This is a genomic window from Xenorhabdus griffiniae (genome assembly GCF_015163655.1).
GTDB lineage: Bacteria > Pseudomonadota > Gammaproteobacteria > Enterobacterales > Enterobacteriaceae > Xenorhabdus > Xenorhabdus griffiniae.
This window is the reverse complement of record NZ_JADEUF010000046.1, coordinates 1-15,771: the sequence shown is the minus strand read 5'-3', so window position 1 is coordinate 15,771 and position 15,771 is coordinate 1. Positions and strand designations below refer to the sequence as shown.

Genomic DNA, 15,771 nt, shown 5'->3' with positions numbered 1-15,771 from the left:
GTTATTTTTCCTCGCCAGCGTGATGCAGCAACCAGCAGTTATGGATCTGACGGTTACGGGCAAAATCCTGAGATAACGTTTTTTCTGTTATTTCGTTTGCAACCAGACCTAGCTTATTTAATTCAGCAAAATCCATTTTAAAACCACGTTTATTGTTGGAGAACATTAAGGTTCCACCCGGACGTAACAGACGTTTTAATTGTTTCATTAATTCGATGTGATCACGCTGAACGTCAAAAGTATTTTCCATTCGCTTGGAGTTAGAGAATGTTGGCGGATCAATAAAGATAACATCGAATTGTTCACGGGTCTGCGCTAACCATCCCAGACAATCGGCCTGAATCAAACGATGCTGACGTCCCGTTAAGCCATTCGCCTGTAAATTTTTCTCTGCCCATTCAAGATAAGTGCGGGACATATCTACCGTGGTTGTCGAACGCGCCCCCCCCAATCCTGCATGAACTGTTGCTGAACCGGTGTAGGCAAATAAGTTAAGAAAATCCTTGCCTCGGCTCATTTCACCCAATTTTTTACGGGCAATACGGTGATCAAGGAATAACCCTGTATCCAGATAATCGGTCAGGTTAACCCAGAATTTTGCACCATATTCGTTAACCAAGAAGAATTCTTGCTTCTCAGCCATTTTTTCATACTGGCTTTTGCCTTTCTGGCGTTGGCGAGTTTTCAAGATCAGTTGGTTGGATGATAAGTTGAGCACATTCATTGTTGCACTGATCACATCAAACAGGCGCTGACGGGCTTTATTGGCATCCACAGATTTCGGCGGGGCATATTCTTGCACAACGATTTTATCGGCATAGCGATCAACAGCAATATTGTATTCAGGCAAATCTGCATCATATAAACGGTAACAATTAATACCTTGCTGCTTGGCCCATTTGCTGATTTTTTTCTCATTTTTACGCAAACGGTTAGCATAATCCTCTGCGATACCTGTATCCAATGACTGAGGTTTATCCGCTAGCTGTTCACTTTTCTGGATGACATAATTCTTTTGGATACAATCCAGAGGACCATTTTTAGCTTTAAATTCACGCTCTGCGCGTAATTGTAAACAACCCAACAATTCCGGCGAAGCACTGAACAGTGATAAACGCCAACCAGGGAAGCGAGCTTTCATCATGCGACCAAATACACTATGCAACGCGATCAGTGCAGGTTCACTTTCAAGGCGTTCTCCATAAGGCGGGTTGCTTAATACCGTTCCCTCTGGTCCTTCCGGCAAGGGATTTTCCAGTTTGCTGGCATCTCCTTGTTGGAACTGGATCAATTGGGATACTCCTGCCCTACGTGCATTTGAACGTGCCATATCCATCACACGGCGATCAATATCCGTTCCAAAAAAACGGGAAGTCGTTTCCTGTAACCCCTTACGGAAACGGACCTGTGCCTCTGTAGTGACTTCACGCCAGATTGTTTCATTGAATTGTAACCATGATGTGAAGCCCCAATGCTGGCGATACAAGCCAGGAGCGCAATCTGCTGCCATCATGGCCGCTTCGATTAGCAACGTTCCTGAGCCACACATGGGATCAACCATTGGTGTTCCTGCCTGCCAGCCAGAACGTAAAATAATCGCTGCGGCAAGGTTTTCTTTCAGTGGTGCCTGTCCAGCCAGATCACGGTAGCCACGGATATGCAGGCTATCTCCACTCAAATCGAGTGATACGATGGCTTTCTCTTTATTTAGGAAAACATGGATACGGACATCTGGTTGTTGCTTCGCAACATCAGGACGTTGTTTGATTTTGCGCATAAAACTATCGACAATAGCGTCTTTCACTTTCAATGCGCCATATTGTGTATTTCTGATCTCCTCATTCGTGCCGCTGAAATGAACAGAGAACGTACTATCAACTGAGAAAATCTCGCTCCAGTCAATGGACTGGACACCAAGATACAGATCCAAATCACTATAAACGTTAAATTCGTTAAGCGGCATCAGGATACGGGATGCCAGTCTGCTCCACAGCAAACTTTTATACATCACCCGATCATCGCCCTGAAAATGAACCCCACCTTGGGCAATCTTGCAGGATTGCGCTCCCAGGATTTCCAGTTCGTTCTTTAATAGTTCTTCCAGTCCACGTGCTGTGCTGGCAAAGAGAGAGTTCATCTTATTAATCATCACAAAAGTTCACCACCAAAAAAATTGTGGCACATTATAGCCAATACCTTCGACATGTCCTAAAGTTGCTGACACAATAAAGATAAAAATGCTTTAGCAAAGACAAAAATATTTGGGAGATAATGGATGTTAACGCTGTCGCGCCTCTATACCTACCCCGTCAAATCCATGCGTGGATTACAACTTTCTCATTCTCTCGTTAATGAAAGTGGCCTGATGTTTGATCGCAATTTTATGATCACCACGACAAACGGCACGTTTATTACTGCCCGCCAATATCCGCAGATGTTGCTATTTACTCCAACTATGCTGCACAACGGTCTGTATTTGCAGGCACCAAACGGAGAAAGCGCTACTGTACTTTACAATGATTTTAAAGAAGAGCGCCTCGCCACTGAAGTTTGGGGAAATCATTTTACCGCGTTAGTTGCTCCTGAGAGGGTGAATAATTGGCTCAGTGGCTTTTTTGATAAGCCGGTACAACTACGCTGGCTCAGTGAAGAACTAACACGACGGGTCAAGAAATTCCCCGATATTTCTTTATCATTCGCAGATGGTTTTCCCTATTTAATTATCAATGAAGCCTCTTTTCATGCCTTGCAACAACGCTGTCCTGCCAGTATTAAAATAGAACAATTTCGTGCCAATATCATTGTCACAGGTGCCGCTCCTTTTGAAGAAGATAGCTGGCAAACTATCCAAATTGGCGATATTGTTTTTGACCTGCCAAAACCGTGCAGTCGCTGTATTTTGACCACAGTCAGCCCCGAAAAAGGCCGCAAAAATCCGCAAAGTGAGCCACTGGCTACCCTGCAATCTTTCAGAACAGCCAAAGAAAATGGTGCGGTTGATTTTGGACAGAATGCCATTGCCCGTAACAGCGGCATTATTCGAGTTGGGGATCGTGTTACCATTTTAGAAAAGAGAACACCACGTGAATATGGTAGTGGTGAACAAGCAACCGATTTACCTATAAAAGAAAATGCTCAACAGTCCGTTGCTATTGAATTCAATGGACAACGTTTTATTGGCAATAATCAGCAAATTATTTTAGAACAACTCGAAGATCAAGGTATTCAAATTCCCTATTCATGTCGTGCCGGAATTTGTGGTTCCTGTAAGATATCCTTGGTTAAAGGGGACGTATTGCCACTGAAATCGACATCCATTAAGGATAATGGAAAAATTCTGGCATGTAGCTGTATTCCTCAAAATGATTTAATTATTGAATTAAGATAAACATTAATAATATGTAACGACAGCATGTGTATTTAAATCAGGCAGTATAAATATGCCCGCTGTCCGATTTTTATTACTGAGCTTTTAAGCAGGCAATATATTATGGAAAAGACAGGCCATTGATTGACACTATAAATATATCTGAATGTGAATGATAAAGGACAATCAATAATACTCTGATAGAAGTGATTTATTTAGGTTAATAATATTATGAACATAGCGACCTAATGGCACTAAATTGCCCTATGATATATCGATGACTGAGTTGGCTCAATATAAGGCATGATACGATCATTCATGACCTTAATAGGATCACAAAAATTCATAACACGATCGTGCATCTCTAGCTTTTGCTGCGCCAATAAACACAAGCTGGCATTGTCCCCCACTTCTGCAACCATAAACAGTGCTTCAGTACCACTATTCTGTAACTTAAGCTGAATAATTTCACCGTGTTCTGGTTTCTCTATCAAAGAAAAATGAGAAAAATACCAACTCTTAGGCATTTGTGGTTTCATAAAACGTAACGCAACCACTCCATTCAAAGCTAATTCAGCGCTAAACGCAGGAGCCATATTGATGCGACGTAAATGTTCTTCAAAAGTGTAAAAAAGCGCGGCATCATCGACTGAGAATGACATTTCTTCCATTGTAACGGCGTAATCAGTCAATATCCTGGCAGGGAAACGGGAACGAAAAATCATGCCATTAGCGAGATCGAGCATGACACGGCTATGCTCAGGATCAAAATACCAGCGCCACTGATCATCAGGTCTAATTTTCATTGCTTACCCTTTTATGCTCAAAATAGCTTTTTTAGTTAAAATAAGCTTTGCCAGCGAAATAAGAAGTTAAAAATAAATGATAAAATTTAATCTATAAAACAAAATATAGACGAGTTGAGGACAGAAATAAACCCCTGCCCCCAAATTATCGCAAATATTCAGATATGATTAACAATATCTTTGATGATTTTCGGTCCTTTATAGATAAAGCCGGAATATATCTGAATTAATGAAGCACCTGCTTCTATTTTTTCCCTGGCTGCCACCAGTGAATCAATTCCACCGACACCAATAATCGGTATTTCACCTTTTAATTCTTGCGAAAGGCGGCGGATAATCTCTGTACTGCGCAATTGCACGGGGCGCCCACTCAGCCCTCCTGCCTGCTGACAGTGATTCAAACCTTCGATAATCTTTCTATCCAATGTGGTATTTGTTGCAATAACCCCATCAATATGATGACGCATTAAACTATCAGCAATTTTTATTAATTCTTCTTCTGAAAGATCGGGAGAAATTTTAACAGCAACAGGAACATATTTTTGGAACTTTTGCTGAAGTTCACTTTGCTTATTTTTAATCGCAGACAAAAGATCATCCAAAGCTTCTCCATATTGTAATGTCCTCAAGCCAGGCGTATTAGGAGAAGAAATATTGATAGTGATATAACCCGCATAAGGATAAACTTTATCCATGCAAATTAAATAATCATCTTTTCCATTTTCAACCGGAGTATCTTTATTTTTACCGATATTGATCCCGATAATCCCGTCATATTTTGCGCACTTAACATTCTCAACCAGATTATCTACCCCAAGGTTATTAAATCCCATCCGGTTGATGATCCCCTCCGCTTCAACCACCCGGAATAATCTTGGCTTATCATTTCCAGCTTGCGGGCGCGGTGTTACTGTACCAACTTCAACAAACCCAAAGCCCATTGCCCCAAATGCATCAATGCAATCACCGTTTTTATCAAGACCTGCGGCTAAACCCAGTGGATTTTTGAAAGACAGTCCCATGCAAGTCACGGGCTTAGTGGCAACTGATTGGCGAATAAGAAATTCGAAAGGAGTACCGGCAACACGTTTGAGTTGGCGGAAAGTTAGCTCATGTGCCTGTTCAGGATCAAGCTGGAACAATGCCTTCCGTACTAGAGAATAATACATTTAAATTAACCTATTGTTCTTTATGATTGTTTTTACGTGAGAATTGTCAGTGATACATTTTGAGTTATACGCAATCTCATACATATATAATTGCTGCGTTGTTATAGCTGGAAGAGAGTGTTAATTTACCATTATATGAGTAAACAAAAAAGTCCTCTCTACCAATCGTCTTTCAAGATGCGTCTTATATTTCCCCGCTACGCGGGGAAATATAAACAATCACATTGAGTTGCAATTGGCAACACGATATGAAATCACACGCGTCTTGAAGTTAGATTGATATATAAGCAGGTAAAAACAAACCCCGTTTAAAACAACAACGGGGTTTTCTCCGACAATCACTAAAGAATATGTTACATATTAACTTTTAAGTGCTTTGGTAATCTTTTCGAACAGGTCGCCAGATAAGTTCTCTATTCCTTTCAACTGTTCCAATGCCGCACGCATCAAAGCCTGACGTTTTTCATCGTAACGTTTCAAACGAATCAATGGATCAATCAAATGTGATGCTACTTGCGGATTTAGGTTATTCAGCTCGGTTAGCACTTCCACCAGGAATTGATAACCACTACCATCTTCAGCATGGAAGGCCACGGCATTTCTGCTAAAGAATATTCTCAACAGTGAATAAACACGGTTTGGGTTGCTCAAGCTGAAAGAACGATGTTTCATCAAGCCACGCACTTTCTCAAGTACATCGAAGGCTGGATTGGTGGCTTGCAGTCTGAACCATTTATCCATGACCAAACCATTCTGATGCCATTGCTTATCAAATTCATCCATTAATTGATAACTGCAAGGCAATTCAGCAAATACAGCCGCAGATAAGGCAGCGATGCTGTCAGTCATGTTATCAGCGTGATAATATTGTGCCGCCACTAATTTATCTGCCAACTCTTTGGTATCAATAAAGGCCAGATAGTAGAGGCAGGTATTACGCAAATCACGTTTTGCAATATCCTTATGCTCTACACGGTATACGCCTGTCTGGAGGCTGTGATAAACCGCAGAGAATTCATCCACCATTTCATTGGCCAGTGCCTTTGTCATAGCACGAATGACATCATGGATAGCTTTGGGATCTACCACCGTAAACAATTCTGCCACTTCATTTTCAGACGGCAGAGTCAGGATCAATGCAGCCAGAGCCGGATCGATATCTTTATCCAATAATACAGCACGGAAAGCATCAATGACATGCATTGGCAATTCCAGTGGCAGGGATTTTTGGTGACGGACAACATTCAGCTTCACATAGTTGGTTAGCAGAGCTTGCGCTGCATCCCAACGGGAGAACTCATTACGCGCATGTTTCATTAAAAATGAAAGCTGTTCATCACTGTATGGATAATCCAATTTCACTGGTGCAGAAAACTCACGCAGTAAAGAAGGGACAGGCCGTGAGGGAACGTTATCGAAAACAAATGATTGCTCTGCATTAATAACATTCAAAACATGATGCACAGGCTGACCATGACGACGCAGCGGGATAACCCTTCCCTGTTCATCATAAAGTTCAATATCCAGAGGAATGTGCAGCGGTTGTTTCTCTTTCTGATCTGCTGTTGGTAATGTCATTTGACTGACATGCAAAATATATTGTTGCTTTTCTGCATCGTATTCGTCGCGGACAGCCAGCACAGGCGTCCCGGATTGGCTATACCAACGGCGGAAAAGGGTCAAATCGACATTTGACGCGTCTTCCATCGCCTGCACAAAATCATCACAGGTAGCCGCGCTACCATCATGGCGGTGGATATAAAGCTGCATACCCGCCTGAAATTGTTCTTCCCCTAATAAGGTATGGATCATCCGAATCACTTCTGCGCCTTTTTCATAGACGGTCAACGTATAGAAGTTATTCATTTCCATCACCTGATCAGGACGGATAGGGTGAGCCATAGGGCCAGCATCTTCGGCAAATTGTGCAGAACGCATAACACGCACGTTCTTGATACGGTTAACCGAACGTGAACCCAGATCCGAACTGAATTCCTGATCACGGAATACTGTCAGCCCTTCTTTCAGGCTTAACTGGAACCAGTCACGACATGTAATACGGTTTCCGGTCCAGTTATGGAAATATTCATGTCCGATCACAGCTTCAATGGCAAGATAGTCTTCGTCAGTCGCCGTTTCCGTTTTTGCCAGAACATATTTGGAATTGAAGATGTTTAATCCCTTGTTTTCCATCGCCCCCATATTGAAAAAATCAACGGCGACAATCATGTAGATATCAAGGTCATACTCCAGACCAAAGCGGGTTTCATCCCATTTCATTGAGTTTTTCAACGATGTCATGGCCCAGTCAGCACGATCCAGGTTACCCCGATCAACAAACAGCTCCAGTGCCACCTCACGGCCACTGCGGGTCACAAACGTGTCACGCAGGACATCAAAATCCCCGGCAACCAATGCGAACAAGTAAGCCGGTTTTGGGAATGGGTCCTGCCATTTTACCCAATGACGCCCATCTTCCAGCTCTCCTTGTTCAATACGGTTACCATTGGAAAGCAGGAATGGGTATTTGGTTTTATCCGCAGTAATGCGAGTAGTAAAACAAGCCAGAACATCTGGGCGATCCAAATAATACGTGATGTGACGGAATCCCTCTGCCTCACACTGGGTACACAAGGCATCGCCAGACACATATAGTCCTTCCAGAGCTGTATTTGCTGCCGGGTGAATTTCATTCACAATTTTCAGAGTAAACTGGGCTGGAAGTTGTTCAATCAGCAACTTTCCATCCTGTTCCTGATAATGCTTCCACGCTTTATCATCGATATAAATGCTTTTTAACGTGAGATTTTCGCCATCCAAAATCAGTGGAGTAATGTCATTAACCTGACGTTTTACCTGACTGATTGCCGTCACCGTTGTTTTTTCAGCATCCAGATCAAAATCAAGATCAATGTTGGTAATTGTGTAATCTGGCGCTTTATAATCCAGACGGTGTTTAACGAGTCGCTGTTGTGTCATAGGGAACCTTTTCCATTATTTTTAAAAACATAAACGCTGCCATAGAGAAATCTTCCTTTCAATCAATAAGTCTCTTTTTTTAGATGTTAATAATTTATTAAGTAAAAGTATAAATGATGTAGTCAGCATATTAGTACTTTCGTGCTAATTGTCATCTCATATCTCATTTAACATGATATTATCTATAAACGAATTAACCTTAATCTTTAGATTCGGGAAAATATATGTAGCTATATGGCTTCAATAACCCAATAATCACGGTATACTCTCCCGACTTTATCGATTTAGCTGACACGAATATGCTCCGCGAGGATGCCTGACGCGCCATGACTTTAGACGCTACCCCGATTATCAAATCACTGCTTGATACTGATGCTTATAAGTTTCACATGCAGCAAGCAGTGTACCACCATTACAACAATATTCCTGTTGTTGCAGAATTTCGTTGCCGTGGTGATGAACTGCTCGGAGAATACGCCGAGCCATTACGTCATCAAATCGACATGATGGCAGACTTAGCATTGACAGAACACGAAGTCGATTATCTTTCTCGCCTGCCGTTCTTCAAAGAGGATTACCTGAACTGGTGCAAAACATTCCGCTTTAATCCTAAACAGGTCGACGTTTCTGTTACCCATGAAGGGCAATTAGCCATCCGCATTTCCGGTTTATGGCACGAAGTTATCTTGTGGGAAGTGCCTTTGCTTGCTCTGATCAGCGAATTGGTTCATCGTCATCACTCACCTGAAATCACGCCGGAAGATGCCGTTATTCAGCTGAGAAAATTGATTGAACTGTTTTACAAAGAGGCTGCGGAAAAAAACATCGATCTATCCGGTTTTAAATTAATGGATTTTGGTACTCGCCGTCGTTTCTCACACGCAGTGCAATATGCCATTATCAATGAGCTGAAAAATAGTTTCCCTTATTTGATTGGAAGTAGTAATTATCAACTGGCAGAACAGCTTGATCTTCCGCCTCTCGGTACACAAGCCCATGAATGGTTCCAGGCTCACCAGCAAATTAGTCCAGAACTTGCCAATAGCCAAAGGGCTGCGCTGCAAACCTGGCTGAATGAATATCCAAACCAGTTAGGCATCGCCCTGACTGACTGTATTACTATGGATGCTTTTTTGCGAGATTTTGACAAACCATTAGCAACTGCCTACCAAGGTCTGCGTCATGACTCCGGTGATCCTATTGAATGGGGTGAAAAAGCCATAGCACATTACCAATCACTGGGTATCGATCCAATGACGAAAACATTGGTGTTCTCTGACAGCTTGGATCTGCAAAAAGCACTGGCGCTGTATCACCATTTCCACAAGAGAATTAATGTTGTTTTTGGCATTGGCACACGACTGACCTGTAATATTCCGGGCATAAAGCCACTGAATATTGTTATCAAATTGGTCGAATGCAATGGTAAACCCGTGGCAAAACTTTCGGATAGCCCCGGAAAAACCATCTGTGAAGATGATGAGTTTGTCAACAGGTTACGTCGGGCCTTCGACATTCCCTATATAGAGAAAGTGGTCTAGAAAAACGGCATAACTCGTCTGATTATCTTTTGCGTAACCTGCTTCATGCGGGTTACGCAAATAAAAAACAACTTTTCCCTCTGTTTCCCCATTAAGATGCGCAATTTCCTCTTGTTTCCTGAGAGATGACAAGTAAGATAGACGATCTGCTCCCTGATTAAGGGAGTATTTGGTAAATCTATCTAGTTATTAATCCACTATATACAAAAGAGAGAAATTTATGAGCGTAGCGCCTGTAGTCGATGTACTGCAAGGCCGGGTTCCGGTTGGCAACGAAGTCACCGTTCGCGGTTGGATACGTACAAGGAGAGATTCTAAAGCTGGTATCTCGTTCCTCGCCGTCTATGACGGTTCCTGCTTTAATCCATTACAGGCCGTCGTTAATAATAATTTACCTAATTATCAGGATGAAATATTACATTTAACCACGGGCTGTTCTGTTGAAGTCACCGGTACAGTGGTGGAATCACAAGGTAAAGGACAGGATTTTGAATTGCAGGCCACTAAAGTTGTTGTTGTTGGCATGGTTGATGATCCAGATACTTACCCAATGGCAGCTAAACGCCACAGCATTGAATACCTGCGTGAAGTAGCTCATCTTCGCCCACGCACCAATTTGATCGGCGCCGTTGCCCGTGTTCGCCATACACTGGCCCAAGCCCTGCATCGTTTCTTCCATGAAAAAGGCTTCTTCTGGGTATCCTCGCCGTTAATCACCGCATCAGATACAGAAGGTGCTGGCGAAATGTTCCGCGTTTCCACTTTGGATTTGCAAAACTTGCCACGCACAGATAAAGGCGAAGTGGATTTCAGCCAGGATTTCTTCGGCCGTGAAGCTTTCCTTACTGTATCCGGTCAGTTAAATGGCGAAGCTTATGCTTGTGCATTGAGCAAAATCTATACCTTCGGGCCCACTTTCCGTGCAGAAAACTCCAATACCAGCCGTCATTTGGCAGAATTTTGGATGGTTGAACCAGAAGTGGCTTTTGCCGATCTGAATGATATCGCCAGACTCTCTGAAGACATGCTGAAATATGTTTTCAAGGCTGCATTAGAAGAGCGTGCGGATGATCTGGCTTTCTTTGCAGAACGAGTTGACAGCGAAGTTATCACTCGTCTGGAAAAATTTGTTGATTCAGATTTCGTTCAATTGGACTACACCGATGCGATAGAAATTCTGGAAAATTGTGGTCAGGAATTTGAAAACCCTGTTTTCTGGGGTGTGGATTTAGCATCAGAGCATGAGCGTTATCTGGCAGAAAAACATTTCAACGCGCCAGTGATCATGAAAAACTATCCAAAAGACATTAAAGCCTTCTATATGCGCATGAATGACGATGGTAAAACCGTTGCCGCAATGGATGTGTTAGCGCCAGGCATTGGTGAAATCATTGGTGGTTCCCAGCGTGAAGAGCGTCTGGATAGGCTGGATCAGCGTATGGAAGAAATGGGGCTGAATAAAGAAGATTATTGGTGGTATCGTGATCTGCGCCGTTACGGCACAGTTCCTCATGCTGGTTTCGGTTTGGGCTTCGAACGTCTGGTAGCTTATGTTACGGGCGTATCCAACGTTCGTGATGTTATTCCATTCCCGCGGACACCAAGAAACGCAAGTTTCTAATGAATAAGCTTAATAAATAAGCTAACAATCAATCCGATAAAAAGCCAACGAAAGTTGGCTTTTTTTATTTTATGGCGAAAAGCACACTAAAAAAGTTCCCTAAAATTTACATTTCGAAACATCTATTTTCATTTTGTTACTGATTCTGTGCTTTTGTAGCATTTTGAAGGTAGATAAAATTCATTACCAATGGAACACTGATCGCCGACTAATAAGACACTCGATACCCACAAATAGTTCCAAAATTTTTTAGTGTTCTATTTCTGGCAGTGGCAGGTGTCTAGATAACACCAATGAGGGTAATAATAATGAAACGCAATATTCTTGCAGTGGTAATTCCAGCTCTGCTGGTTGCTGGTACAGCAAACGCAGCTGAAATTTTTAATAAAGATGGCAACAAACTGGATCTGTACGGTAAAGTGGACGTTCGTCACCAAATCGCTGATAAAAGAAGCGGTCAAGATGGCGACGACTCTTATGCTCGTATCGGCATCAAAGGTGAAACTCAGATCTCTGACCAACTGATTGGTTTTGGTCGTTGGGAATACAATCTGAAGGCTAAGGGCGCAGAAGCTGATGGTGCAGATACTGCTACTCGTTTAGCTTTCGCTGGTTTGAAATTCGCTAACTACGGTTCATTGGATTACGGCCGCAACTACGGCGTAAACTATGACGTTAACGCATGGACTGACGTACTGCCAATCTTCGGTGGCGACTCCATGTCTCACACTGATAACTACATGACTGGCCGTGCTACTGGTCTGTTAACTTACCGTAACACTGATTTCTTCGGTCTGGTTGACGGTCTGAACTTTGCCCTGCAATACCAAGGTCAAAACAGCGAGCGCACCAAAAATGCTCGTGAAGGTCTTAAAAACTATACTGCAAATGGTGATGGCTACGGTTTGGCTACCACTTATAACGTAGGTTACGGTATCACTCTTGGTGGTTCTTACGCTAATTCTACTCGTGCAAATGGTCAGTGGAATGATAGCAATGCTAAAGGTGAACGCGCTGAAGCATGGAACATTGGTGCTAAATACGATGCTAACAACGTATACCTGGCAGCAATGTACGGCGAAACCCGTAACATGACTTCTGGTTCAGCAGTGATTGATAGTGTTACAGCGAAAGGCATTGCTAATAAAACTCAGAATATCGAATTGGTTGCACAATACCTGTTCTCTGATTTCGGTCTGAAACCATCTCTGGCTTACGTTCAGTCTAAAGGCAAAGACTTGGGTGAAGGCGAAAAACGCTACAGCGCTGATCTGGTTAAATATGTTTCTGTAGGTACTTACTACTACTTTAACAAAAACCTGTCTACCTATGTTGATTACAAAATCAACCTGTTGGACAAAAATGAAGGTACAGACGCAAACGCTCGCAACGTATTCGGTGTTGGTCTGACTTATCAGTTCTAATTACTGTTGATACACTGTTTAGCGAAAAGCTAATCAGTCTATCTCAAAAAAGCAGCGCTCCGGCGCTGCTTTTTACATTTTACATCTCTGTTTTTTCAGGCTCTTTTTTTCACTCCGTAAACTACTTCACAAGATTTTATTCTTTTTGCTACAAGTAGTTGGCAAATAGATTTCTTAAGGTTACCCTGAACAGCGTATCACTTATTTTGGGCTTAACTCTCCGAGTCTTGGAATCAAAAAAATGTTTGAAAAAATCACAGCAGCGCCTGCCGACCCGATTCTTGGTTTAGCGGATAGCTTTAAAGCAGATCCCCGTGAAAATAAAATTAACTTAGGTATCGGCGTCTACAAAGACGAAACGGGTAAAACTCCTGTTCTGACTACTGTTAAAAAAGCAGAGAAGTTCCTGCTGGAAAATGAAACGACTAAAAATTATCTGGCAATTAGTGGATTACCTGAATTTGGCCGCGTCACTCAAGAACTGCTTTTCGGCAAAAACAGCCCTATCGTCACTGACAAACGCGCCCGCACTGTACAAAGCCCAGGCGGAACTGGCGCACTACGTATTGCCGCTGACTTTATTGCTAAACAGACCAATGCAAAACGTGTCTGGATCAGCAACCCAACCTGGCCAAACCACAAAGGCGTTTTCTCCAGTGCTGGCTTGGAGATCCGCGAATACAACTATTACGATGCAGAAAGTCATGCCTTAGATTTCGAAGGCATGTTGGCAAGTTTGTCTGAAGCACAAGCAGGTGATGTTGTTCTGCTGCATGGCTGCTGCCATAACCCAACGGGTATTGATCCAACCGCTGAACAATGGCAGAAACTGGCAGATTTATCTGCTGCAAATGGCTGGCTGCCCGTATTCGACTTTGCGTACCAAGGCTTTGCCAAAGGATTGGATGAAGATGCAGAAGGTCTGCGTATTTTTACCAGAAACCACAATGAGCTAATCGTTGCCAGCTCTTATTCCAAAAACTTTGGGTTGTACAATGAGCGTGTTGGAGCCTGCACCATCGTTGCAACAGACAGCGATACCGCAGAAAAGGCATTCAGCCAGGCAAAATCCATTGTGCGTACCAATTACTCTAACCCACCGGCGCACGGTGCTTCTGTTGTGACAACCATTCTGTCCAATGATGACCTGAAAGCCGAATGGATTCAGGAATTGGCAACCATGCGTGAACGCATTCAGCGTATGCGCCAACTGTTTGTGAATACCTTGCAAGAAAAAGGCGCGAAGCAAGACTTTAGCTTTATTAGCACGCAAAATGGTATGTTCTCATTCAGTGGATTAACTAAAGAGCAAGTTGATCGCCTGCGTGAAGAATATGGGATTTACGCGGTTAGCTCTGGCCGTATCAACGTAGCAGGTCTGACACTGGAGAATATGGTTCCTCTGTGTGAAGCTATCGTTGCAATACTCTGAGTTTCTCAAAAGCCGCTGACAAAGCGGCTTTTATCTTCTTTACATTATCTTATGGCAACGATTAATCCTGTAAAAATGGATTGGTCTTCCGCTCATGCCCTAATGTTGACATTGGACCGTGACCGGGTATGAATTGATACTCGTCCCCCAATGGCAATACTTTTTCCTTAATAGATTGGATCAATTCATCATAGTTTCCGCCTGGAAAATCCGTACGGCCAATACTGCCCTTAAACAATACATCTCCCATTGAGATGACTTTATCGGTGTGGTTAGCAAGGATAATATGCCCCGGTGTATGCCCCGGACAGTGCAAAACGGATAACTCAATACTGCCAATTTTTAGTGTATCCCCTTCATCGAGCCAACGATCGGGCGTAAAAGAAGGGCATGGTTCAACGCCAAACATTTGGCATTGAATTTCCAAACTTTCTATCCAAAAAGCATCTCCCTTATGTGGTCCGTAAACAGGCACATCAAAATGCTGCGCGATTTCGACAGTAGCACCAACATGATCATAGTGACCATGTGTCAGCAAAATTTGGGTGATTTTCAGCCCACGTCGCTCTATTTCAGCGATAAGTTGTTCAGCATTACCACCAGGATCAACAATCGCCGCCTCCTGAGTTGCTTCACACCAAATCAATGTGCAATTTTGCATCGCCATCGTAACGGGGATAATGTGGTATTTCATTATACTGTTTCACTCCACAATCAAGACTCATTGTTGGTAATAAGATTACCACGTCCTGACCGGGCCTGTATCAATATGAATAAAATTACTCTTTGGATAAAACCCTACTCCCCCTGCCCGCATTTTCAATGCAGCCTTACGAATATGCGTAAGCTGAACACCATCAATGTGAAAATCCATGGCTTGTCCACGGGTATGGTAACTGTGTTTTGCCACGCCACCACTGGTGTGACGCAACATATTATTTGTTGCCAAAGAACGATAACCCGAAACTAATTGAACATGTTTATTTATTCCCATCAGCATTTGCAATAAATAAATTTGATCAAATAATTTCGGATCAATGGTTTTAACCTTATTTTGCCGAAAATCGCGGAATAAATAATTCAGGCGGGCTAGTTCTGATTTATTATACCGATGACCATCAAAGAATTCGGCTTTGAGTGTTTCTCCGGTATGCAAGTTATCAAAATGTAAAATTCGAGGACGTGGCGTTGTCAATGCAGCCAAAACCGATTGAGGTAATAAACCTAATCCCAATGCGGCCACACTTATACCGAGCCACTTTCGGCGATCGTGGTCAATGTTATTCATGGATAATATGCCCTGCTATTCTTTAATGTATTAATATTGCCTAAATGCTTTTATAACTCAACTTAATAGACTAATAAGACATCAGAAAATAAAAAATAGTTTCAAATGCTTTTGTATTTTACTGTAAATTTATCAGCTTATTAT

General features: G+C 42.6%; 11 protein-coding genes. 5 read left to right on the top strand and 6 right to left on the bottom strand.

The genetic code is table 11. The annotated features are described in order from the left end of the window. Position 1 precedes the first annotated feature (1 nt). Positions 2 to 2,137, bottom strand: coding sequence for a bifunctional 23S rRNA (guanine(2069)-N(7))-methyltransferase RlmK/23S rRNA (guanine(2445)-N(2))-methyltransferase RlmL (gene rlmKL, locus IQ211_RS09225; RefSeq protein WP_189759288.1), 2,136 nt, complete (start codon positions 2,135 to 2,137; stop codon positions 2 to 4). Between the two features lie 138 nt (positions 2,138 to 2,275). On the opposite strand from rlmKL, the gene IQ211_RS09220 reads away from it, so the two are divergent. Then, positions 2,276 to 3,388, top strand: coding sequence for a YcbX family protein (locus IQ211_RS09220; protein ID WP_189759277.1), 1,113 nt, complete (start codon positions 2,276 to 2,278; stop codon positions 3,386 to 3,388). A 233-nt stretch (positions 3,389 to 3,621) separates the two neighbouring features. Here IQ211_RS09220 and IQ211_RS09215 read toward each other — a convergent pair whose 3' ends face one another. From IQ211_RS09215 to pepN, 3 genes are all read right to left on the bottom strand, one after another. Beyond that, a complete protein-coding gene (locus IQ211_RS09215) occupies positions 3,622 to 4,173 on the bottom strand; it encodes a cell division protein ZapC (protein ID WP_189759278.1) in 552 nt (183 codons plus the stop codon). Between the two features lie 158 nt (positions 4,174 to 4,331). Further along, positions 4,332 to 5,342, bottom strand: a complete 1,011-nt coding sequence (pyrD, locus tag IQ211_RS09210; RefSeq protein ID WP_189759279.1) for a quinone-dependent dihydroorotate dehydrogenase — start codon at positions 5,340 to 5,342, stop codon at positions 4,332 to 4,334. A gap of 360 nt (positions 5,343 to 5,702) precedes the next feature. Beyond that, positions 5,703 to 8,321 carry an aminopeptidase N gene (pepN, locus tag IQ211_RS09205; protein ID WP_189759280.1) on the bottom strand — a complete coding sequence of 873 codons (2,619 nt, stop codon included), beginning with the start codon at positions 8,319 to 8,321 and terminating at the stop codon, positions 5,703 to 5,705. A 326-nt stretch (positions 8,322 to 8,647) separates the two neighbouring features. Between pepN and pncB the strand changes: the two genes are divergently transcribed. From pncB to IQ211_RS09185, 4 genes are all read left to right on the top strand, one after another. Further along, on the top strand, positions 8,648 to 9,862 hold the full coding sequence (gene pncB, locus IQ211_RS09200) for a nicotinate phosphoribosyltransferase (protein ID WP_189759281.1): 1,215 nt from the start codon (positions 8,648 to 8,650) through the stop codon (positions 9,860 to 9,862). A 220-nt stretch (positions 9,863 to 10,082) separates the two neighbouring features. Further along, a complete protein-coding gene (asnS, locus tag IQ211_RS09195; protein ID WP_189759282.1) occupies positions 10,083 to 11,483 on the top strand; it encodes an asparagine--tRNA ligase in 1,401 nt (466 codons plus the stop codon). A 308-nt stretch (positions 11,484 to 11,791) separates the two neighbouring features. Beyond that, positions 11,792 to 12,907 (top strand): porin, encoded by a 1,116-nt coding sequence (locus IQ211_RS09190; protein WP_189759283.1) that lies wholly within the window; start codon positions 11,792 to 11,794, stop codon positions 12,905 to 12,907. A gap of 241 nt (positions 12,908 to 13,148) precedes the next feature. After that, positions 13,149 to 14,339, top strand: a complete 1,191-nt coding sequence (locus IQ211_RS09185; RefSeq protein ID WP_189759284.1) for an amino acid aminotransferase — start codon at positions 13,149 to 13,151, stop codon at positions 14,337 to 14,339. A 61-nt stretch (positions 14,340 to 14,400) separates the two neighbouring features. On the opposite strand, the gene IQ211_RS09180 is transcribed toward IQ211_RS09185, so the two are convergent. Next, positions 14,401 to 15,033, bottom strand: coding sequence for an MBL fold metallo-hydrolase (locus tag IQ211_RS09180; RefSeq protein WP_189759285.1), 633 nt, complete (start codon positions 15,031 to 15,033; stop codon positions 14,401 to 14,403). Between the two features lie 45 nt (positions 15,034 to 15,078). Beyond that, positions 15,079 to 15,627, bottom strand: coding sequence for a peptidoglycan L,D-endopeptidase MepK (gene mepK, locus IQ211_RS09175; RefSeq protein ID WP_189759286.1), 549 nt, complete (start codon positions 15,625 to 15,627; stop codon positions 15,079 to 15,081). Positions 15,628 to 15,771 lie beyond the last annotated feature (144 nt).